Here is a 20,844-nt window from a genome sequence, read left to right as displayed (position 1 = left end):
ATATTATCACATGAAGATGGGACAATATATAGTGTGTTTTTGAATGTTTAACACGATATATAGATGCGGAGATGACAAGATGAAAACCATTTGTGTATTTGCGGGATCAAACCCTGGGGGAAATGAAGCGTATAAAAGAAAAGCGGCAGAGCTTGGCGTGTACATGGCTGAGCAGGGAATCGGCCTTGTCTATGGAGGCTCCCGCGTCGGCTTGATGGGCACGATTGCCGACGCGATTATGGAAAACGGCGGAACTGCAATCGGGGTCATGCCGAGCGGTTTGTTCAGCGGGGAGGTTGTCCATCAAAACCTGACTGAGCTGATTGAAGTAAACGGGATGCATGAACGAAAGGCTAAAATGAGCGAGCTGGCGGACGGCTTTATCTCGATGCCGGGCGGCTTCGGTACATATGAAGAATTATTTGAAGTGCTGTGCTGGGCACAGATCGGCATCCACCAAAAGCCAATCGGACTGTATAATGTAAACGGATATTTTGAACCAATGATGAAAATGGTGAAATACAGCATTCAAGAAGGGTTTTCTAACGAATCGCACCTAAAACTGATTCACAGCTCGTCACGGCCGGATGAGTTAATTGAGCAAATGCAAACTTATTCTTATCCGATTTTAGAAAAAAAGTGGACAGAAATTTAAAAAAGAGACTTTCTCATGGAAGTGGAGAGAATGAGTCAGCAACCTAGCGTATGAATTCATGAAAAATCGAGTGTTTTTAACAAAGTGAGGTTTCCTTAAGGAAATCTCTTTTTTATTTCTCTTTTGCCTGCATCGTATATTTAGCAGTAATAGAGGACTTTATCACTAGTTTGGATAATAAGCACAGATAAGGAGGGGATGAAAATGGCAACATTGTCAGATGTGGCGAAAAAAGCAAATGTTTCGAAAATGACGGTATCACGAGTGATCAATCACCCTGAGACGGTGACGGAGGAATTGAAAAAGCTTGTTCATTCTGCGATGAAAGAGCTGAATTACATCCCTAATTATGCGGCGAGAGCGCTCGTGCAAAACAGAACACAGGTTGTGAAACTATTGATACTTGAGGAAATGGATACGACAGAACCATATTACATGAACCTGCTGACAGGAATCAGCAGGGAGCTGGATCGCAATCACTATGCTCTCCAGCTTGTAACAAGAAATTCTCTTAATATTGGCCAATGTGACGGCATTATTGCCACCGGCTTGAGAAAGAACGATTTTGAAGGTGTAATAAAAGCGTTTGAGAAGCCGCTCGTCGTATTTGGGCAAAATGAAATGGGCTATGACTTTATCGATGTGAATAACGAGAAAGGCACTTTTATGGCAACCCGCCATGTTATGGGGCTTGGGGAGCGGGAAGTTGTCTTTTTTGGCATTGATTTAGATGAGCCTTTCGAACGTGCAAGAGAACAGGGGTATATACGGGCGATGAATAAAAGCTTTAAAAAATCAAATATGTTTCGGATCGACAACAGTTCTAAGAAAAGTGAAGGCCTTGCAAGAGAACTGCTGAAATCCATGGACAATCAAGCCGCATTTGTCTGCGCATCTGATCGAATCGCGCTCGGCGTCATTCGTGCGGCGCAATCCCTTGGAAAGAGAATTCCAGAAGACGTTGCGGTTACCGGGAATGACGGTGTGTTTCTTGATCGCATCTCCTCGCCGCGCTTGACTACGGTCAGACAGCCTGTTGTTGAAATGGGGGAAGCCTGTGCGAAAATGTTGCTGAAAAAAATGAATGAAGACGGTGCTGCACAAGGAAGTCTATTTTTTGAACCAGAGTTAATTGTACGAGAATCAACGCTGTAAGCGCCTTATTCTGTTATCGGTAACAGGGTGAAAAGGATTGTTCCCGCAATTTCATCATGATACTTTCAAACTATGAGCCGGCTTCAATAAAACGGAAATCAAAGGGGGAAACATGATGGAATATGCAGCGATTCACCACCAGCCATTCAGCACAGATGCTTATTCTTATGATGGGCGGACTGTGCATATCAAGATTCGGACGAAAAAAGGTGATGCAGATCACATTCGATTCATTTGGGGTGATCCCTATGAGTACAACGACGGCAAATGGTCGGCAAACGAGCAGCCGATGAGAAAAATTGCTGCTACAGAAATGCATGACTATTGGTTTGCTGAAGTGGTGCCGCCATTTAGGCGTTTACAATATGCGTTTGTTGTAACAGACGATCATGAAGACATCTTTTTCGGAAGTTCGGGTGTATGCCCTTATAACGAAAAAACACTGGAAACGATTCATTATTACTTTAAATTTCCGTTTGTTCACGAGGCTGATACATTTCAAGCGCCTGAATGGGTCAAGTCAACGGTTTGGTATCAAATTTTTCCGGAGCGTTTTGCAAATGGAAGAGAAGACTTGTCACCGAAGAATGCATTGCCGTGGGGGAGCAAGGACCCGGACGTCAATGATTTTTTTGGAGGGGATTTACAAGGAATTGTTGACAAGCTTGATTATTTAGAGGATTTAGGGGTGAACGGCATTTATCTGACGCCGATCTTTTCCGCGCCTTCTAATCATAAATACGACACGCTGGATTACTTTTCTATTGATCCGCATTTCGGGGATCCTGAGCTTTTTCGTACATTGGTCAGCCAGCTGCATCAGCGGGGGATGAGAATTATGCTTGATGCGGTTTTTAACCATATAGGAAGCGCGTCTCCGCAATGGCAGGATGTCGTCAAAAACGGAGATCAATCCCGCTATAAGGACTGGTTCCATATTCACTCTTTTCCCGTCACAGACGACAATTATGACAGATTTGCTTTTACAGCTGATATGCCGAAGCTAAACACGGCTAATCCCGAGGTTCAAAAATATTTGCTTGATATTGCTTTGTACTGGATTCGTGAATTTGGCATTGACGGCTGGCGTTTGGATGTCGCAAATGAAGTGGATCACGTTTTTTGGAAGACATTCAGGCAGGCTGTATCAGCGGAAAAGCCCGATGTTTATATTTTAGGTGAGATCTGGCATTCTGCCGAACCCTGGCTTAGAGGGGATGAATTTCATGCGGCGATGAACTACCCTTTTACAGAGCCTATGATTGAATATTTTGCTGACCGGACGATCTCAGCCTCACGTATGGCCTACCGTGTCAATGCACATTTGATGAATGGAATGAAGCAGGCCAATGAGGTGATGTTTAATTTACTGGATAGCCATGATACAAAGCGCCTTTTGACCAGATGCCGCAATGATGAGAAGAAAGCACGCGCATTGCTGGCCTTTATGTTTGCCCAGACAGGCTCACCATGCATCTATTACGGGACGGAAATCGGGCTGGACGGCGAAAATGATCCATTATGCCGGAAATGTATGGTTTGGGAAAAAGAGAAGCAAAACCAAGACATGCTGCAATTTATGAAACGGTTAATTGCTTTACGCAAGCAGGAAAACACTTTATTGACTGAAGGACATCTTGAGTGGAATCTGCTGGACGACAAAAATGATTTTATTAGCTTTTCGCGGACTCTTGATGAAAAAATACTGATTTATTTCTTTAATCAAGGGAATGCGGTTCAACACGTCAGTTTACGAGAGTTGAATATTGATAGGAATAAGAAAATCTGTGATGCATGGACAGAGCAGCCGCTTCATCATCACGATGTCATTGCCGTTCAGCCGGGAGAATTTTTGATTTTGAGTGCTGCTGCCCCTGTATAACATTCTGTTATCGGTAACAAATCGAAAGTTGTTGTAACCGCTTTCTATAGGACAATACAATTGTTATAGTTTCGTAAATAGAAGGGGGAAAAGAGATGGTTCTTTTAAAAAAGGGGTTCGCCATATTGGCGGCATCATTTCTGGCAATCGGCCTTGCCGCCTGCTCAAGTTCAAAAAATCCAGCAAGCGCTGATGGCAAAAAGGTGCTGACTGTGTCTGTCGAAGAAACGTATAAAGAATACATTGAAAGCATAAAAACAAAGTTTGAAAAAGAGAATGACGTCACAGTAAAAATTGTTGAAAAGCAAATGTTCGAACAGTTGGAGGCGCTTCCTCTTGATGGCCCGGCGGGTAATGCGCCTGATGTTATGCTGGCTGCATATGACCGGATCGGCGGTTTGGGACAGCAAGGACATTTGCTTGACATTAAGCCATCTCATACAAAAAGCTTTGGTGATAAAGAAATGCAGCAGGTGACAGTTGACGGCAAAGTGTACGGAATGCCGCTAGTCATTGAGACACTTATTTTGTATTACAACAAAGATCTTTTAAAAACAGCGCCAAAAACATTTAAAGACCTTGAAAAGTTAACGGAAGATCCTCGATTCGCGTTTGCTTCGGAAAAAGGAAAATCAACCGGATTTTTAGCAAAATGGACTGACTTTTATATGTCGTACGGCTTATTGGCTGGATACGGCGGATATGTGTTTGGAAAAAACGGCACAGATTCCGGGGACATCGGCCTGAATAACAAAGGTGCTGTGGAAGCCGTGAAATATGCGGAGAAATGGTTTAAAACCTATTGGCCGAAAGGAATGCAAGACAATTCAAGCGCAGACGACTTTATTCAGCAGATGTTTTTAGAAGGCAAAGCGGCTGCGATCATTGGCGGTCCTTGGTCAGCTGCCAACTATAAAGAGGCTAAATTGAACTACGGAGCGGCTCCCATTCCGACATTGCCAAATGGAGAAGAATACGCCCCTTTTGCCGGCGGGAAGGGCTGGGTTGCCTCGAAATATACAAAAGAGCCCGAGCTGGCTGAAAAATGGCTTGAGTATGCTGCAAATGATGCCAATGCTTACGCTTTTTATGAGGATACAAACGAAGTTCCGGCCAACACGGCTGCAAGGAAGAAAGCCGATGAGCAAAAGAATGAACTGACGTCAGCTGTAATTAAACAATATGAAACAGCAACGCCGACTCCAAATATTCCGGAAATGGCTGAAGTATGGACAGGAGCGGAAAGTTTAATTTTTGATGCAGCTTCAGGAAAAAAATCGACACAAACATCAGCGAATGATGCTGTAAACGTCATAAAGGAAAATATTAAAGAAAAGTATGTGAAATAAAACGGCGGGATAGCGTCCGGAAGAATAGAGGGCGGAAAAAATGAATAAACATCACACACTTGCAAAGCAAAAACGAAAGGCAGGGCTTTTATCGATCATTCCAGGACTTGGGCAGATTGCGAATCAGCAATTGTCAAAGGGGCTCTTATTTCTTGCCATCACAGGCTTGTTTGCTTTTGAATTATGCGTTTTCGGTATACAGGCGCTAACCGGATTGATGACATTGGGAAGTGTTCCCGGTGAAGATCACTCGCTGTTTATGCTGATTGAAGGCACGCTGCAATTGATCGTGACGGTGATTTTCCTCATGTTCTATATCTTTAATATCCATGATTCGCGTAAGACCGCCGCTATGAAAGCGGCGGGTTTGGAAGTCAATACAACAGCCAAGGATATGATCTGTCATGCGGGCGATAAAGGGTTTCCATATCTATTTACACTTCCGGCATATATCATGATGGTGTTTGTGATTATTTTTCCGGTTTTGGTGACTCTGTTTGTTGCATTAACAAACTATGATTTTTATCATATTCCGCCTAATCGTCTGATTGACTGGGTCGGGTTTAAAAATTTCTTAAATATTTTTTTCCTTGGCTCCTATCGTGAAACATTTGTGAATGTACTGGGCTGGACGGTTATCTGGACAATCTGTGCAACAACGCTGCAAATCATTTTAGGTATTGTGACGGCCCTTTTCGTCAATCAGGATTTTATAAAAGGCAAGCGGATATTTCGAATGATTTTCTTATTTCCATGGGCTGTTCCGGCGTTTATTACAATCATGAGTTTTTCCAACATGTTTAACGACAGCATAGGAGCGGTGAATGCACAGGTGATTCCACTATTCAATCACCTGCCGTTTGTTGAGCTGCCTGCGATCGCGTGGAAGACTGATCCTTTCTGGACAAAGACAGCCCTCATTATGATTCAGACGTGGCTCGGCTTTCCATATATATATGTCATGGTAACGGGAGTGCTTCAGGCGATTCCAGGTGAACTGTATGAAGCGGCAAAGATTGACGGGGCCACTTTTATTCAGCGTTTTCGGCATATTACATTCCCGATGATTTTATTTGCCACAGCACCCGTGATGATTACTCAGTATACGTTTAATTTCAATAATTTCTCGATCATCTATTTATTTAATGAGGGAGGGCCAGGCAGTGCGGGAGCCGGGGCCGGATCGACCGATATCTTAATTTCGTGGATTTATAAACTGACAACAGGCACATCACCCCAATATTCCGTTGCGGCGGCTGTGACACTGTTAATTTCTTTCATTGTCATTGGAATTTCACTGATTGCTTTCAAAAAATCGAATGCTTTTGGCAATGAGGAGGTTATGTAGGTGAACGCGAGCACTGCCAGAATGCTTAATAAAATCTGTACGTATTTATTTTTGACGCTTTTAAGTATCGTCATTATATATCCGTTGCTGATTACGGCATCATCAGCCTTCCGTGTGGGAAATTCGGCGGCTTTTCAGCTCGATTTTTCGGGTTCTTGGACGTTGGATCATTTTAAGCGGCTATTTGACGAAACGCTTTATCTCAATTGGTACAGCAATACACTTGTCATCGCGCTATCGGTCATGGTTTTGCAGGTTACAATCGTGACACTTGCCGGGTACTCGTACAGCCGCTATCGGTTTGCAGGCAGAAAAAAGAGCCTGATATTCTTTTTAATCATTCAAATGGTGCCGACAATGGCGGCGCTGACTGCTTTTTATGTCTTGGCGATGCTGATAGGCGCACTCGATCAATACTGGTTTTTAACAGCGATCTATATCGGCGGCGGAATTCCGATGAACACGTGGCTGATGAAAGGTTATTTTGATACTGTGCCGAGAGAAATTGATGAAGCCGCGCGAATTGACGGAGCGGGACATCTGAGGATTTTCGCTTCAATTGTTCTGCCGCTTGTTAAGCCAATGCTCGCGGTGCAAGCGCTTTGGGCATTTATGGCACCGTTTGGCGATTATTTGCTGGCAAAGTTTTTGCTTCGCTCACCGGAAAGGCTGACCATCGCTGTAGGATTACAATCCTTTATTTCTAATCCGCAGCAGCAAAAAGTAGCTCTATTTGCAGCTGGTGCCATTCTAGCTGCACTGCCGATATGCGTCTTATTCTTTTTTCTCCAAAAGAACTTTGTGTCCGGTTTGACAGCCGGCGGAACAAAGGGGTAATGCCAATGAAGAATCTGGAGAATAAAAGCTTTATCATCCGCTGCCTGAAGGCGGCTGCATCTCCATCAGGAGTTTGCCGCTATGGGAATACCTTCAGCTGGCTGCAGCTCTCTTTTCTCTTTATGTTTTTAACGGCCTGCTTAATGGCGCCGTTAGCGGTTTCGTTTGTGAAAATGGATCGCTTCAGCGTTGCATCTTTTATGCCGTCAGCGATTCAAGGGGTTAATGATCAATTTGCTGATCAATTGCAGGGTTTTCAAATCAGGAACGGAAAACTAACAGGCGGGAAGAGCTCTGAGAGGATTGAAGATGGGCAGAATGTGATGGCAGTTGATATGAAGCATGAATATGAGACAAGCGGTGAAAATGGGCGATTGAAAGTAACTGGATTTGAAAACGCCATCATATTTCAACCTGATCAACTGGTGATCACCGATCAAAACGAAACTGGGTTTTCTGTTGGCTATGCGAAAATGGACGTTAAGCTCGAGAAATCAAAAGCCCATGATGTAGAGGTTTTGATCGATACTTTATGGTTGGCACAGTATAAGCCGATGATCATGATGCTGGCATATGCGGTAATCTTTATGATCCAGCTTTTGTTAACGTTTGTTCTTGCAGGTGGCCTCTGGATCACAAAAATATCAAACATGATCTCTATTGCGTCATTCAAGGAAGCAGTATCTACGGCGATTTGCGCCTCGGCACTGCCGGCATTTGCGGCAGCTGCTATCGGCATGGTTCATTTTGATTTGATTACTGTATTGATGATCCATTCGTGTGGCGTTACTTTGATGATCTCTTTTGCATTTAGATATTTAACCAAAACCCGCCGTGATAATGGAAACTTACATTCGGGAGGAAATGATGATAAATCAGCGGTTATTTGAGGTTGATGAATGGAAAATCAAAACAAATACATTTAATAAGGAGCATACACGTCTGCTGGAAAGCCTGACGTCTCTTGCCAATGGCTATATGGGGGTCAGAGGGAATTTTGAAGAAGGCTATTCAGGTGACAGTCACCAAGGCACATATATTGCAGGTGTGTGGTTCCCCGACAAAACGCGAGTAGGCTGGTGGAAAAACGGGTATCCAGAATATTTCGGAAAAGTGATCAATGCGATGAACTTTATGGGCATAGGCTTATATGTTGACGGTGAAAAAATCGATCTCCATCAAAACCCAATCGAATCATTTGAGGTAGAACTCAATATGAAAGAGGGGATTCTGCGGCGAAGCGCTGTTGTCCGCATTCAGGGTAAATCCGTCAGAATCAGGTCAGAGCGGTTTCTTAGCCTTGCTGTAAAAGAACTCTGTGCGATTCATTATGAAGCGGAGTGCCTGACGGGAGATGCTGTCATTACGCTTGTTCCTTACCTGGATGGAAACGTGGCAAATGAAGATTCTAACTACCAAGAACAGTTTTGGCAGGAGGAAGCGAAAGGTGCTGATTCTCACAGCGGCCATTTAGCGGCAAAAACGATCGAAAATCCATTTGGAACACCGCGCTTCACGGTTTTAGCCGCAATGGCAAACGAGACGGAGAGCTTTGTCCATGAAAGCTTTAAAACGACTGAAATGTATGTCGAGAATCGCTACAGTTATCAAACGAAGGCATCATTGAAAAAGTTTGTGATTGTCACGACTTCCCGTGATTTTCGGGAGGAAGAGCTTTTAACGAAAGCCAAGGAGCTTTTGGCGGATGTGGTTGAGAACGGCTATGAAAAAGCAAAACGGAGGCACACTGATCGATGGAAGGAAAGATGGGCAAAAGCGGACATTGAGATTAAAGGAGATGAGGAGCTACAACAAGGAATCCGCTACAATATCTTTCAGTTATTCTCGACATATTACGGGGGCGATGCCCGTTTGAATATCGGGCCGAAAGGATTTACTGGCGAGAAATATGGAGGTGCCGCATATTGGGATACTGAGGCGTACGCCGTTCCGATGTATTTGGCGACAGCCGAGCCGGAGGTGACGAAAAACCTGCTTTTGTATCGCTATCATCAGTTGGAGGCTGCCGAACGAAACGCCGCAAAATTGGGGATGAAGGGGGCACTTTATCCGATGGTGACGTTCACCGGTGATGAATGCCACAACGAATGGGAAATCACCTTTGAAGAAATTCACCGCAATGGCGCGATCTGTTATGCGATCTACAATTATATCAATTATACAGGCGACCGTGACTATATGGAAGAATACGGGATAGACGTACTTGTGGCAGTCAGCAGATTTTGGGCCGACCGTGTTCACTTCTCGAAACGAAAAAATAAGTATATGATCCATGGCGTCACAGGGCCCAATGAATACGAAAACAACGTTAACAACAATTGGTATACGAATGTCATTGCGGCTTGGACGTTGGAGTATACGTTACAAAATCTCGAAAGTATCTCAGCGGAGAAACGCCGCCTTCTGGATGTACAGGAAGAAGAATTGAAAGTCTGGAGAGAAATCATCCAGCACATGTACTATCCATTTAGTGAAGAACTGCAAATTTTCGTTCAGCATGACACGTTCTTGGACAAAGACCTGCAAGCAGTTAACGAATTAGATCCAGCGGAACGGCCTCTTTATCAGAATTGGTCATGGGACAAGATTCTCCGCTCCAATTTTATTAAGCAGGCAGATGTTCTCCAAGGCATTTATCTTTTTAATGACCGTTTTACAATGGAAGAAAAACGGCGAAATTTTGAATTTTATGAGCCGATGACTGTCCATGAATCAAGCCTATCGCCCTCTGTCCATGCGATTCTCGCAGCCGAACTCAAGCTGGAAAAGAAAGCGCTCGAATTATATAAGCGCACAGCAAGGCTTGATCTTGATAATTACAATCATGATACGGAAGAAGGCTTGCATATTACTTCAATGACGGGTAGCTGGCTGACAATCGTTCATGGCTTTGCAGGCATGCGCACCGCGAATGAGACGCTGTCATTTGCTCCGTTTTTGCCGAAAGAATGGGACGAATATTCATTCAACATCAATTATCGAAACCGATTAATCAATGTGACGGTTGACGAAAAGCGCGTTATTTTTGAGCTTGTAAAAGGCGAGCCGCTGCACATGAACGTTTATGAGGAACCAGTTGTCCTACAGGGACGATGTGAAAGGAGAACGCCTAATGAGTGAATGGTGGAAAGAAGCTGTCGTTTATCAAATTTACCCGCGCAGTTTTTATGATGCCAATGGAGATGGATTCGGGGATTTGCAAGGTGTGATTCAAAAGCTGGATTACATCAAAAATCTCGGGGCGGATGTCATCTGGCTCTCCCCGGTATTTGATTCCCCGCAGGATGACAACGGATATGATATCAGCGATTACAAAAACATGTATGAAAAGTTTGGGACAAATGAAGATATGTTTCAGCTGATTGATGAAGTCCATAAACGCGGAATGAAAATCGTCATGGATTTGGTCGTGAACCACACATCAGATGAGCATGCTTGGTTTGCTGAAAGCCGCAAGTCGAAGGACAATCCTTACCGGGATTATTATTTTTGGAAAGATCCTAAACCGGACGGCTCAGAGCCGAATAATTGGGGATCGATCTTTTCAGGCTCAGCGTGGACATACGATGAAGGAACAGGGCAGTATTATTTGCACTACTTTTCGAAAAAACAGCCTGATTTAAATTGGGAAAACGAAGCCGTTCGCCGGGAAGTTTATAATGTAATGAGATTCTGGATGGATAGAGGCGTTGACGGCTGGCGGATGGATGTGATCGGCTCTATTTCTAAATACACCGATTTTCCGGACTACGAAACGGATCACAGCCGCAGCTATATTGTCGGCCGTTATCACTCTAACGGCCCCCGTCTTCATGAGTTTATTCAAGAGATGAACAGGGAAGTGCTTTCTCATTATGACTGCATGACAGTTGGAGAGGCAAACGGCTCTGATATTGAAGAGGCGAAAAAGTACACAGATGCAAGCAGGCAAGAGCTGAATATGATCTTTACATTTGAACATATGGATATTGATACTGAACAAAACTCGCCAAATGGGAAATGGCAGATCAAGCCGTTTGATTTGATTGCTTTAAAAAAGACGATGACAAGGTGGCAGACCGGGTTAATGAATGTCGGCTGGAATACCCTGTATTTTGAGAACCATGACCAGCCGAGGGTTATTTCCCGCTGGGGCAATGACGGGAAGCTGCGTAAGGAATGTGCGAAGGCATTTGCAACGGTTCTGCACGGCATGAAAGGAACGCCGTTTATTTACCAGGGAGAAGAAATCGGCATGGTCAACAGCGATATGCCGCTGGAGATGTATGATGATCTTGAAATAAAGAATGCATATCGTGAACTAATCGTCGAAAACAAAACGATGTCAGAAAAAGAGTTTGTCAAAGCCGTGATGATAAAAGGAAGGGATCATGCGAGAACACCGATGCAGTGGGATGCCGGAAAACATGCGGGATTCACAGCCGGAGACCCGTGGATACCGGTAAATTCCCGCTATCAAGATATCAATGTGAAAGAGTCTTTGGAAGATCAAGATTCGATTTTCTTTTACTATCAGAAGCTCATTCAATTACGAAAGCACTATAAGATTATGATATATGGCGATTATCAGCTGTTGCAGGAGAATGATCCGCAGGTCTTTTCTTACCTTCGAGAATATCAAGGGGAAAAGCTTCTTGTCGTTGTGAATTTATCGGAAGAAAAGGCTCTGTTCGAAGCGCCTCCAGAACTGATTCATGAGCGTTGGAAAGTGCTGATTTCAAACTATCCGCAGGAGCGGGCTGACTTAAAGAGTATTAGCCTCAAACCTTATGAAGCTGTGATGGGCATTAGTATATGAAAGCGGTCATTTTTGATTTAGACGGAGTGATAACAGATACTGCTGAATATCATTTTCTCGCTTGGAAGCACATCGCAGAACAAATCAATATCCCCTTTGACAGAGACATGAATGAAAGGCTAAAAGGAATCAGCAGAGAAGAGTCACTTGAAAGCATATTGATCTCTGGCGGTGCGGAAACAAAGTATACAAATGCGGAGAAACAAGAACTTATGCATCGGAAAAATCATGATTATCAAACGCTGATCAGCAAATTGACGCCGGAAGATCTTTTACCGGGGATTGGCAGGCTCCTATGTCAATTGAAAAACGAAAATATAAAAATCGGGTTAGCATCTTCAAGTCGCAATGCTCCTAAGATTTTAAGACGTTTGGCAATTATCGATGATTTTGATGCCATTGTTGATCCGACGACTCTTGCGCAGGGGAAACCTGATCCTGACATCTTTTTAACAGCTGCAGCGCTGCTCGATGTTTCCCCTGCTGATTGCGCGGCAATAGAAGACGCAGAAGCAGGCATTTCTGCAATCAAATCTGCGGGGATGTTTGCGGTTGGTGTAGGTCAAGGACAGCCGATGCTTGGTGCTGATCTGGTTGTGAGGCAGACGAATGATTTGACGCTTGAGCTGTTACATGAGGAATGGGAGCAGTATAGAATAAAAAGTGTTTAAGGGAGTCAAATCCTTGAAATGAAAAAAACCTGCAAGAGACGCAGCTCTTGCAGGTTGTGTTATTACTTTTTGTCTTCTGTGTGAGTCAAAATTTTGTCAATCAGGCCGTATTCAAGCGCTTCTTCAGCAGACTTGAAGTTATCACGGTCTGTGTCGCGTTCGATCACTTCAAGCGGCTGGCCAGTACGTTCAGCAAGGACTTTGTTTAGTTTGTCGCGAAGCAAGAGAATGCGTTTCGCGGCAATTTCAATTTCTGTCGCCTGACCTTGCGCACCGCCAAGTGGCTGGTGAATCATGACTTCACTGTTTGGAAGCGCATAGCGTTTGCCTTTTTCGCCGGCTGCAAGCAGGAACGCGCCCATTGACGCAGCCATGCCGATACAAATTGTAGATACCTTCGGCTTAATAAACTGCATGGTATCATAGATCGCCATACCGGCTGTAATAGAGCCGCCCGGGCTGTTGATGTAAAGAGAAATTTCTTTTTCAGGGTCTTCTGCTGCTAAGAATAAAAGCTGTGACACGATGGAGTTCGCAACGTTGTCATCAATCGCAGATCCAAGCATGATGATACGATCCTTTAATAGACGAGAATAAATGTCATACGCTCTTTCCCCGCGGTTCGTTTGTTCAATGACTGTAGGTATTAAATTCATAATGCTCCTCCTTCACCTTTTAGGTAAGTATGTAGTTACATGATACATTTTTGGTCAATAAAGGTCAAACAAAAAGCTGGCCTGATATGCAAAGTCGTCTCTTTTCCCCATTTTCCCCAAAAATACATGGGTTCAAACCATCGTATGTCAGATTTCCAATTAAGATGCTGTGTCTATTTAAAAAACGGCCTCTCGAAATAGAGGGTTGTTATTTTAATTGAATTATCGTATAATTAGTTGTGCTGACGTTCTCATAACGCAGTCTATATGCGCTCGTAGCTCAGTTGGATAGAGCGGTGGTTTCCGGTACCACGTCTGTCGGGGGTTCGAATCCCTCCGAGCGCGTCCAATAGAACAACAGGAAAGACAAGGGTTTGGCAACTTGCCACTCTTGTCTTTTTTGTTTTGTTTCATTTCATAAATCTTTTTCGCTGAAACATAAATGTTCCTCCGCTTGGGCACGTTATGAAATGTGCAATATTGAATATGGGAGGAGGATGAACATGGGTATTTTAAGCGGGAATCCGCAGGATGAACCGATGCATTACGGTGAGGTATTCGGCTTGTAGATGTGATGGCGGGCACTAAAATGGTCGGCAATTACCAGATGCTATTGAATCATGTCGGTGATGACGACCTGAAGAAGCTGCTTCGTGAGTCTATTGAGAAATGCCAAGATGAAATCAAACAGGTCAGCACGATCCTGAAAGAAAACGGGGTGGCGCTGCCGCCGGCTTCTCCTGAACCGCCGACAGCAGATCTTAACGATATTCCGCCTGGCGCACGGTTTCTCGATCCGGATGTGGCGGCCTCCGCGGCAGCACAAAATGCTGCAGGTCTTGTGACATGCAGCAAAATGATGGGGCAATCGATTCGTGAGGATATTGCCATGATGTTTGGGCAATTTCATATGTCGAAAGCGGCAACAGGCGCAAAATACTTAAGGCTGCTAAAAAACAAAGGCTGGCTCATCCCGCCGCCGCTTCATCTTCAAAAACATCACGAAGCTTAATGGCAAAGGCATATACAGCTGTATATGCCTTGATTTTATGAAGATGACGTAAGACGCAGGCCGATGACGCCAGCTAGGATAAGGCAAAGTGAAATCACCTGTGAAAGCTGAAACCGCTCCTTAAACCAGATGAGCCCGACCGCCGAAACACCAATGCTTCCAATGCCAGTCCAGACGGCATATGCAACTCCGGCAGGCAGGACGATCATCGCTTGGGACAGGCAGTAAAAGGATAAGCCGAATCCAACAGTCATCACAATGATTGGCCATTTTTTTCTTGTTCCGTCTATATATTTCATGGCAATGGCAGCTATAATTTCTTCTATGCCGGCAATCACTAATAAAAACCATGCCATTATTGTTCACCTCCCGGCTGAGATTTGCTTTCTTTCGTAAATAATTTCATTCCTAAAATGCCAGCCAGCAATAAAGCTAAAAAGAACATTTGGGCTGCTGAGAAGGATTCGCCCAGAACAATTCCAGTCAGATATGTTCCGACGGTTCCGATTCCCACAAACACAGTGTACGCCGCGGCCATCGGGATTTTTTGATAAGAGCGGATCAACAGGATAAAGCTGACCGCGATTAAGATAAAAATGATGATCCAATCCAAAAGCGAATCGGCATGTTTGAGGGAAGAGGCCCAAACAACTTCTAAAAGCCCTGCAATAAAAACAAGAACCCAATTCAAATGAAACACCTCTCTATTTTTATGAATGAACGTCAGTCATTTTTAGAACATTAAAAAATGAGCGGTGTTACCCAGTCATTTTTTAAGCAGTACCTAAGCTCCGTTTTAAGAAAGTAAAGATTTCTTTTTTATACACTTCAACATTTTCATCTTGTTCAAATCCGATATAGAATCGTTCTGCAGTATTCTCGACCAAGTTGATAATCGTTCTGGCCGTCCATTTTGAATTGATGCCTTCCGTTACCTCATGGTTTGCAATGGCCTTGTTGATGATTTGTTCAAGCCAGGAATAATAAGGCTGATAGATCGTCTCCCATTTTTCCATGGAGTGGTCGATCGCAAGCCCGGAATAACAGAGGACAATAATATCCTTATGGCGTTCTGTAATGAGAAATGTCTCATCAATTAATATATCTAAAACGGTCCAAAAATCCTCGTCCCCATGCAGCCTACCTTTGATTTGATCAAGTGTATGGGTGAGAAGATTTTCTGCAATGGCCGGTATGAGGGCATTTTTAGATGAAAAATACAAATAGAATGTTCCTTGGGCAGTGCCGGCCTTTTTGACAATATCAGAAATAGATGCTTTGTCGAGGCCTTTTTCAGAAATCACTTCTATGGCAGCCTGCAGAATTTTTTCATATTTGCCCGATGTTTGTTTTGGCATGAGGAACACCTCCAATAATGACTGACTCTCATTCATTTTATCGCGTGAATGTATGTTTGTAAAGAATAAAGAAGCAAGAAAACCTGTTGCTTCTTTATTTATCGTAATCAATGGCGGCTTTTGGGAGCCCGGTATACTTTGCCCAGTAATAAATCGCAAGTGAGCCGATCGCGACTAAAATGAGGTCGACGGGATTGCTGATAATCCCTAAACCATGTCCGAAAGAACCGATGTAGGAAAAGATCAGCATCATAATATAAAACCCGATAAGCCACCAGGCTGATTTCAGCTGCTGAGCGAGGCTGACATCTTCTTTAGGCGTATATTTGCTGAAACAGAGATAGATCAAAAACATCACGAGCTGTGAACCGAGCAGCCAGGAGACTGTTTTCCATCCTGACCAGTACACGATAAACGCTGTAAATATAAAGGAAAGCGGCCCGATAATACTCATTCCTTTTAAATAAAACGGCCTGTTTAAGTCCTTCGCGTTGACCCTCAGCGCAGCTGAAGAAATGGGTGCAATCGCATATGAAAGAATGAGCGCGACTGAACAGACATTGACGAGCGCATTCCACGAAGGAAAGGGAAGTGTCCAGAAAATGGACAGGGCAAACGAAAGCCAAAGCGAAGCGCGGGGTGTCCCCGTATCTTTATTGACCTTTGAGAATATGCCAAATAATGTGCCGTTACGCGCCCAGGCGTAAACAAGGCGGGATGTCGTATTCATAAAGATATTCCCGTTTCCTCCGGGAGACAGAATGGCGTCTAAAATGACAAGCGTTGCAAGCCAGCCTAACCCGAGCATGACCGCAATATCCTTAAACGGCAATGAGAACTCCCGGTCAATTGCCGGCCAGCCATGTTTCAGTGTTTCTGTCGGGATTGCACCAATAAAGGTGACCTGCAAAACAGTATAAATGATGGTTGAAACGATGATGCAAATGATTAAAGCGATCGGGATATTGCGTTTTGGATTTTGGGACTTCACCTGCTACAGATACAATCGGGTGCAGGCCGAGATACGCAAACATGACGCCGCCTGTCGAGATGGCAGCCTGAATACCTGTAAATCCAAACGGTGCAAATCCTTGAACGGATAAATTCTCCGGCTGAAAATGAAAGATCAGCACAATAATGATGGTAATCGGCACAATATATTTAAAAATCGATATGATGAAATTCGCCTTAGCGAAGGTTTTGACGCTCCAATAATTCAGCAGGAAAAACAAGCATAATAGGGCAAACTGCAAGATCCAGCCGGAAATGGTCGGCGAATCAGACCCTTTAATGGTCAGGCCGGGAAACCAATAGGCCACATACTGGCGCACAGCTGTCACTTCAATTGAAATCAAGCTTGTATAAGCGACAATCGTGACAAACGAAATTAAGTAGCCGACAAGGTGGCCATGTGAATAAACGGGGTATCGAATGATGCCTCCGGTACGGGGCAGAGCGGCTCCGAGCTCTGCATATACGAGCCCGATTAACAAAATAATGGCTCCTCCGAGGATCCAGGAAAAAGCGCCGGAGGGCCCTGCTTTTGAAGCGACATTACTGACAGCGAACAGCCACGCTGATCCAAAGATGGCTCCCATCCCAATCAAAATCAGATCAAACAGCGACATTGATTTTTGAAAATTTCCTTGTTTAGACATTCGCTTCCTCCTTTGAAACCAGCCTTATATTTCTTACAATGCCCAATATGTAACAGAGAATACCGCTCCTAATAAAAAAACAGGGGCAGCCTGCGCCGCCCCTGTTTTTATTCATGAATCGAATCAAAGTGTTTCACTGTTATATTTTTGAAGGAGGCTGTGCCGCTGTCAGAATAAAGGGTAATTCCTTTATCTTCAGGCTTTGGGAAGACTTCATTTGAAAAAACGGTTTTCCCGTCGCCAACAAATACTTCTATCGTTGTTTTATCGACAAGTATTTTCAAATGCACTTTACGTTTGCTTACATCATAAGGAGCTTTGCTTTCGACATAGGTATTGCTTTTGTCAGGCTGATTTGTGGCTGCTCTATTGACATAAGCATAGCCGCCTTCAGCGAAAATACCGACATCAATATGGCGTTTTTGGTCTTCTGATTCTCTGAGCCTGACGCCTGCATTCTTTAGCTCTGACCAAGAAAGATCCGTATCAAGCTGGTACGTATCACCTGTTATCGACAATGTTTTTGATCCGTTCACATCCTGATCCTCTATTTCGTCAGTTGAAACAGTCAGCTGCTCCAAAGCTTCAATCGGCTGTGAGACGAGGCTGTATGTTCCATCCTGCTCCTTCAGCCGGATTTCGCGTATGACAGAATCTGTGCCGTTAAAGCCGTTCTTCATTGTCGGGGTGTTGTTGGCATAATCCCAATTGTTCATCCAGGCAAGCGCATACCGCTTTTCTAATGGATCTGTGCTTTTGCTGTCTTCGAACGTCACACCGCCATACCAGTCGAAGCCATAGTCAAGCCATTGGGCTTCAGTCTGATCCGCTTTGAATTCTTTTCCGTCGAAGCTTCCGGTCCAGTAGGCGTACGTATTTGGTTTGCCCCACGGTTTGCCATTCGCGCTGGCACCGAGAACCCACTTATTCGTTCCGTCGCTTGCCCGCATCATGTAGAGGTCGGGACATTCCACCATTCCCGTCTGTTCTGGGAAGAATCCGCTTGTGTAATGCCAGTCCTTAAGATTATCGGATTCATAAAAGCCGATTTTTGATCCTTCAGCCATGACCATGACCCATTTGTTATCTTGGTCATCCCATATGACTTTCGGATCTCTGAAATCGTCTGTACCCGGATTAGGCATAACGGGGTTGCCACTGTAGAATTTGAATGATTTTCCTTTGTCTGTGCTGTACCACAAATATTGCTCCTGTTTTTTGTCTTTGGCTGAGGGCTGTGTCACAATCGCGACAAGCGCATTTTTCCCGAAGCCGGCTGTGTTCTCTTTATCCACCACGACGGAACCGGTCCAAATATCACCGTCCGGGTTTGTATATTTCGGAATCGCCACGCCTTCATCGGTCCAGTGCACCAAATCGTCTGAGACGGCATGGCGCCATTCTGTGCCGTTGCCTTTTGGATAATCCCGGTTATATAGATAGAAATAATGATACTTGCCATCAAAATAGATCGGTTTTTGAGGGTCATTTTTCCATTTATCCGGCGTCGTAAAATGATATGCCGCCCGGTAGTCCGGCTTCTGTTTTGATTTTGTTTTTTGGTCATGTTCTTCTTTTGGAAATAAGTCGATAAACAGCAATATTCCTAAAAAGGTTAGGAATACGCTTAGCCATTTGCCTGCTTTTATATAGTTCATATGGGATTCACCTTTATGTTGATAAGAAATAAAAGAAAATGCCAATAGGATATCGGCATTTTCTTTTGCGTTTTTATTTGTTAACTGTTAATTGTCCTTGTTCAAGGATGCTGTCTTTGACAACAGATGTTTTCTTGCCTTTGATGTTCAGCAGGAAGCTTGGCGCAAACGTTGATTGTTTGTCTGCGTAGAATCCTCTGTTTGTCATATAGCTTGTAATCACGACATTGTTTCCTTTCGCTTGAGGTACAGCGAAGTGTGAGTAAGTAAAGGTTACATCGTTAGGATCAAGATCCATTTTTAACACAAGGCCAGTTTTGTTCAGCGGCTTGTATGGGCCAGTTAAAGAATTAGAAACATAACCAAGCATGTAAATATCGTTAGACGTGATGCCGTCAATCGTCATTTTTGACCCGCGGGAGTCAGTGAACAGGTACCATTTGCCGTTCATTTTAAAGACGTTCGCGCGTTCAATTTCATCTGTTACTGTGTTAGATGCAATCAGCGGTTTCATCACTTTTTTCAGTGTGTAATCATCGTTTAGCTCAATCATACCGAGAGCGCCGTTAGCTAATTCAGCAGTGCGTTTTTTATCACTTTGCAGAAGCTTTTGACTTTCTTGACGGAAGAATGATGTGCTTTTGCCATAGTATGCTTTGTTAAATAAAGATTCTTCGCCTTGGTAGCCATCTTCAGTTCCAGTGTTTGCTTCAAATACTAAGTATTTGTGGCCTTTATCTTCTACGTAGTGAGGATCTCTCAGCGTATGGTTGTCGCCTGAGCTGTAGTTGCCTTCATCGATGAACTGCTGTACATTTTGATACGTTTTGCCGTCACCGTCAAAGATTGATTTATAATCCTCTACACCGTTGATGTTCAGAGAGCTGTCTGATGCTGATACGTTAACCTGTGCAGTTGTCAGTGTTTGTTTGCCGTAATGTTTACCGGAGAAATCAGTGTAGAATAAACGGATTTTTCCGTCAGATGTAAATGTGGCTGAACCTGACCATTCTTGCGTTTGGTCTTTTAGGATAGAATCATTTGCATCGAATTTGTCGCTGTCTTTAAAGACGCGGCCAGCGTTTTTCCAGCTGTCAATAGAAGTTTCGCCGACTTTTTGATAGAACATGTAAATCGATGTGTCATCCGCATTTTTAGGATCTCCGGCTAATGCAAAGACGATGTGGTAGCCGTGATAGTTTGCGACAGTGCCGTCAGCGTTTTGTAATGGCCAGCTGTCCCAAACGTCCAGGCCTTTTGCAGAAGAGATATTTTTAATTGTGGACGAATCGAATTCAGGAACTTGATATTTTTCATTTTTTTGCTGTTCAGGGATTTGCAGCATATCATGGCGTGTAATATGGGAAATGCCGTATGTTTCCTTATATGGCTTTTGGTTCGTTTCTTTCGCAAACGCTTGAGTTGCGCCTCCTGCCAGCAGTGCGGTAGTAAAGGTTAATACTGTTGCTTGTTTTGCAAACTTTTTGATGTTCATCGTTCATGTCTCCTTTTTTATGTACTGTGTTAGCGGTCTGCTTCTTCCAGCCCTCCTGTTTGAAGATGGCAAGTTAGTTACGCACAATAAAAAAAGACCTAAAATATGTAAGGGGTGACGCCAAAGTATACACTTTGCCCTTTACACATTTTAGGTCTTGCCTGCTTTATCAGTAACAAACCCGCGCGATTTACTTTTCGACCTCATTCTATTAGACTCTCGTTTGGATTGCAACTGGTCTATTTTCCTCTTTTGTTTGATAGAAAATCATAAAAGGATTTGCGGGATACG

At 43.9% G+C, this 20,844-nt stretch carries 16 protein-coding genes, 1 tRNA gene and 2 pseudogenes; 12 read left to right on the top strand and 7 right to left on the bottom strand.

Features of this window, described 5'->3' with window-relative positions:
- Nucleotides 1–79: 79 nt before the first annotated feature.
- The 10 genes from NSQ09_RS02170 (at nt 80) to pgmB (ending at nt 12,716) form a co-directional block, all read left to right on the top strand.
- Nucleotides 80–655: an LOG family protein gene (locus NSQ09_RS02170; protein ID WP_033883475.1), complete on the top strand. Its 576-nt coding sequence runs from the start codon at nt 80–82 to the stop codon at nt 653–655.
- A gap of 204 nt (nt 656–859) precedes the next feature.
- Nucleotides 860–1,810 (top strand): LacI family DNA-binding transcriptional regulator, encoded by a 951-nt coding sequence (locus NSQ09_RS02165; RefSeq protein ID WP_041333265.1) that lies wholly within the window; start codon nt 860–862, stop codon nt 1,808–1,810.
- Between the two features lie 112 nt (nt 1,811–1,922).
- Nucleotides 1,923–3,692 (top strand): maltogenic alpha-amylase, encoded by a 1,770-nt coding sequence (mdxD, locus tag NSQ09_RS02160; protein WP_129137955.1) that lies wholly within the window; start codon nt 1,923–1,925, stop codon nt 3,690–3,692.
- A 95-nt stretch (nt 3,693–3,787) separates the two neighbouring features.
- Nucleotides 3,788–5,041 carry a maltodextrin ABC transporter substrate-binding protein MdxE gene (mdxE, locus tag NSQ09_RS02155; protein WP_017695263.1) on the top strand — a complete coding sequence of 418 codons (1,254 nt, stop codon included), beginning with the start codon at nt 3,788–3,790 and terminating at the stop codon, nt 5,039–5,041.
- A gap of 40 nt (nt 5,042–5,081) precedes the next feature.
- The gene (gene mdxF, locus NSQ09_RS02150; RefSeq protein ID WP_014478063.1) at nt 5,082–6,389 is read left to right on the top strand and encodes a maltodextrin ABC transporter permease MdxF; all 1,308 of its coding nucleotides are present in this window, start codon (nt 5,082–5,084) and stop codon (nt 6,387–6,389) included.
- Nucleotides 6,390–7,226, top strand: a complete 837-nt coding sequence (mdxG, locus tag NSQ09_RS02145; protein WP_015251161.1) for a maltodextrin ABC transporter permease MdxG — start codon at nt 6,390–6,392, stop codon at nt 7,224–7,226. It begins immediately after the preceding gene.
- Between the two features lie 5 nt (nt 7,227–7,231).
- Nucleotides 7,232–8,116 carry a DUF1189 domain-containing protein gene (locus NSQ09_RS02140; RefSeq protein WP_341030503.1) on the top strand — a complete coding sequence of 295 codons (885 nt, stop codon included), beginning with the start codon at nt 7,232–7,234 and terminating at the stop codon, nt 8,114–8,116.
- Nucleotides 8,094–10,367, top strand: coding sequence for a glycoside hydrolase family 65 protein (gene mdxK / locus NSQ09_RS02135; protein WP_213382063.1), 2,274 nt, complete (start codon nt 8,094–8,096; stop codon nt 10,365–10,367). Before NSQ09_RS02140 ends, mdxK begins: the two co-directional genes overlap by 23 nt.
- Nucleotides 10,360–12,045: an oligo-1,6-glucosidase gene (gene malL, locus NSQ09_RS02130; protein WP_041055123.1), complete on the top strand. Its 1,686-nt coding sequence runs from the start codon at nt 10,360–10,362 to the stop codon at nt 12,043–12,045. The genes mdxK and malL overlap by 8 nt, the downstream gene beginning before the upstream one ends.
- Nucleotides 12,042–12,716: a beta-phosphoglucomutase gene (gene pgmB / locus NSQ09_RS02125; RefSeq protein WP_017695258.1), complete on the top strand. Its 675-nt coding sequence runs from the start codon at nt 12,042–12,044 to the stop codon at nt 12,714–12,716. Before malL ends, pgmB begins: the two co-directional genes overlap by 4 nt.
- 62 nt (nt 12,717–12,778) lie before the next feature.
- On the opposite strand, the gene clpP is transcribed toward pgmB, so the two are convergent.
- On the bottom strand, nt 12,779–13,372 hold the full coding sequence (clpP, locus tag NSQ09_RS02120) for an ATP-dependent Clp endopeptidase proteolytic subunit ClpP (RefSeq protein WP_003228214.1): 594 nt from the start codon (nt 13,370–13,372) through the stop codon (nt 12,779–12,781).
- A gap of 269 nt (nt 13,373–13,641) precedes the next feature.
- Between clpP and NSQ09_RS02115 the strand changes: the two genes are divergently transcribed.
- Nucleotides 13,642–13,717, top strand: a tRNA-Arg gene (locus tag NSQ09_RS02115).
- Between the two features lie 158 nt (nt 13,718–13,875).
- A pseudogene (locus NSQ09_RS02110) lies at nt 13,876–14,384 on the top strand (DUF3231 family protein).
- 35 nt (nt 14,385–14,419) lie between these two features.
- Here the strand turns inward: NSQ09_RS02110 and NSQ09_RS02105 are convergent.
- From NSQ09_RS02105 to sacB, 6 genes and pseudogenes are all read right to left on the bottom strand, one after another.
- Complete coding sequence (locus NSQ09_RS02105) at nt 14,420–14,740, bottom strand: QacE family quaternary ammonium compound efflux SMR transporter (RefSeq protein WP_003228222.1); 321 nt, start codon at nt 14,738–14,740, stop codon at nt 14,420–14,422.
- Nucleotides 14,740–15,075: an SMR family transporter gene (locus NSQ09_RS02100; RefSeq protein WP_014480966.1), complete on the bottom strand. Its 336-nt coding sequence runs from the start codon at nt 15,073–15,075 to the stop codon at nt 14,740–14,742. The genes NSQ09_RS02105 and NSQ09_RS02100 overlap by 1 nt, the downstream gene beginning before the upstream one ends.
- A gap of 82 nt (nt 15,076–15,157) precedes the next feature.
- A complete protein-coding gene (locus NSQ09_RS02095) occupies nt 15,158–15,742 on the bottom strand; it encodes a TetR family transcriptional regulator (protein ID WP_003228226.1) in 585 nt (194 codons plus the stop codon).
- A gap of 94 nt (nt 15,743–15,836) precedes the next feature.
- Nucleotides 15,837–17,400, bottom strand: a pseudogene (gene aspP / locus NSQ09_RS02090) (aspartate/proton symporter AspP).
- A gap of 107 nt (nt 17,401–17,507) precedes the next feature.
- The gene (gene levB, locus NSQ09_RS02085) at nt 17,508–19,058 is read right to left on the bottom strand and encodes a 2,6-beta-fructan 6-levanbiohydrolase (RefSeq protein ID WP_341030501.1); all 1,551 of its coding nucleotides are present in this window, start codon (nt 19,056–19,058) and stop codon (nt 17,508–17,510) included.
- Between the two features lie 73 nt (nt 19,059–19,131).
- Nucleotides 19,132–20,553, bottom strand: a complete 1,422-nt coding sequence (sacB, locus tag NSQ09_RS02080; RefSeq protein WP_001022105.1) for a levansucrase — start codon at nt 20,551–20,553, stop codon at nt 19,132–19,134.
- Between the last annotated feature and the right edge of the window lie 291 nt (nt 20,554–20,844).

The organism is Bacillus sp. FSL W8-1202, assembly GCF_038006165.1.
Taxonomy (GTDB): domain Bacteria; phylum Bacillota; class Bacilli; order Bacillales; family Bacillaceae; genus Bacillus; species Bacillus subtilis.
This window is presented reverse-complemented; position numbering and strand designations above follow the sequence as displayed.

Excerpts from the sequence above, each read along its gene's own strand:
- NSQ09_RS02170 (WP_033883475.1), top strand. The coding sequence starts at position 80 with ATGAAAACCATTTGTGTATTTGCGGGATCAAACCCTGGGGGAAATGAA.
- NSQ09_RS02165 (WP_041333265.1), top strand. The coding sequence starts at position 860 with ATGGCAACATTGTCAGATGTGGCGAAAAAAGCAAATGTTTCGAAAATG.
- mdxD (WP_129137955.1), top strand. The coding sequence starts at position 1,923 with ATGATGGAATATGCAGCGATTCACCACCAGCCATTCAGCACAGATGCT.
- mdxE (WP_017695263.1), top strand. The coding sequence starts at position 3,788 with ATGGTTCTTTTAAAAAAGGGGTTCGCCATATTGGCGGCATCATTTCTG.
- mdxF (WP_014478063.1), top strand. The coding sequence starts at position 5,082 with ATGAATAAACATCACACACTTGCAAAGCAAAAACGAAAGGCAGGGCTT.
- NSQ09_RS02140 (WP_341030503.1), top strand. The coding sequence starts at position 7,232 with ATGAAGAATCTGGAGAATAAAAGCTTTATCATCCGCTGCCTGAAGGCG.
- mdxK (WP_213382063.1), top strand. The coding sequence starts at position 8,094 with ATGATAAATCAGCGGTTATTTGAGGTTGATGAATGGAAAATCAAAACA.
- malL (WP_041055123.1), top strand. The coding sequence starts at position 10,360 with ATGAGTGAATGGTGGAAAGAAGCTGTCGTTTATCAAATTTACCCGCGC.
- pgmB (WP_017695258.1), top strand. The coding sequence starts at position 12,042 with ATGAAAGCGGTCATTTTTGATTTAGACGGAGTGATAACAGATACTGCT.
- clpP (WP_003228214.1), bottom strand. The coding sequence starts at position 13,372 with ATGAATTTAATACCTACAGTCATTGAACAAACGAACCGCGGGGAAAGA.
- NSQ09_RS02105 (WP_003228222.1), bottom strand. The coding sequence starts at position 14,740 with ATGGCATGGTTTTTATTAGTGATTGCCGGCATAGAAGAAATTATAGCT.
- NSQ09_RS02095 (WP_003228226.1), bottom strand. The coding sequence starts at position 15,742 with ATGCCAAAACAAACATCGGGCAAATATGAAAAAATTCTGCAGGCTGCC.
- levB (WP_341030501.1), bottom strand. The coding sequence starts at position 19,058 with ATGAACTATATAAAAGCAGGCAAATGGCTAAGCGTATTCCTAACCTTT.
- sacB (WP_001022105.1), bottom strand. The coding sequence starts at position 20,553 with ATGAACATCAAAAAGTTTGCAAAACAAGCAACAGTATTAACCTTTACT.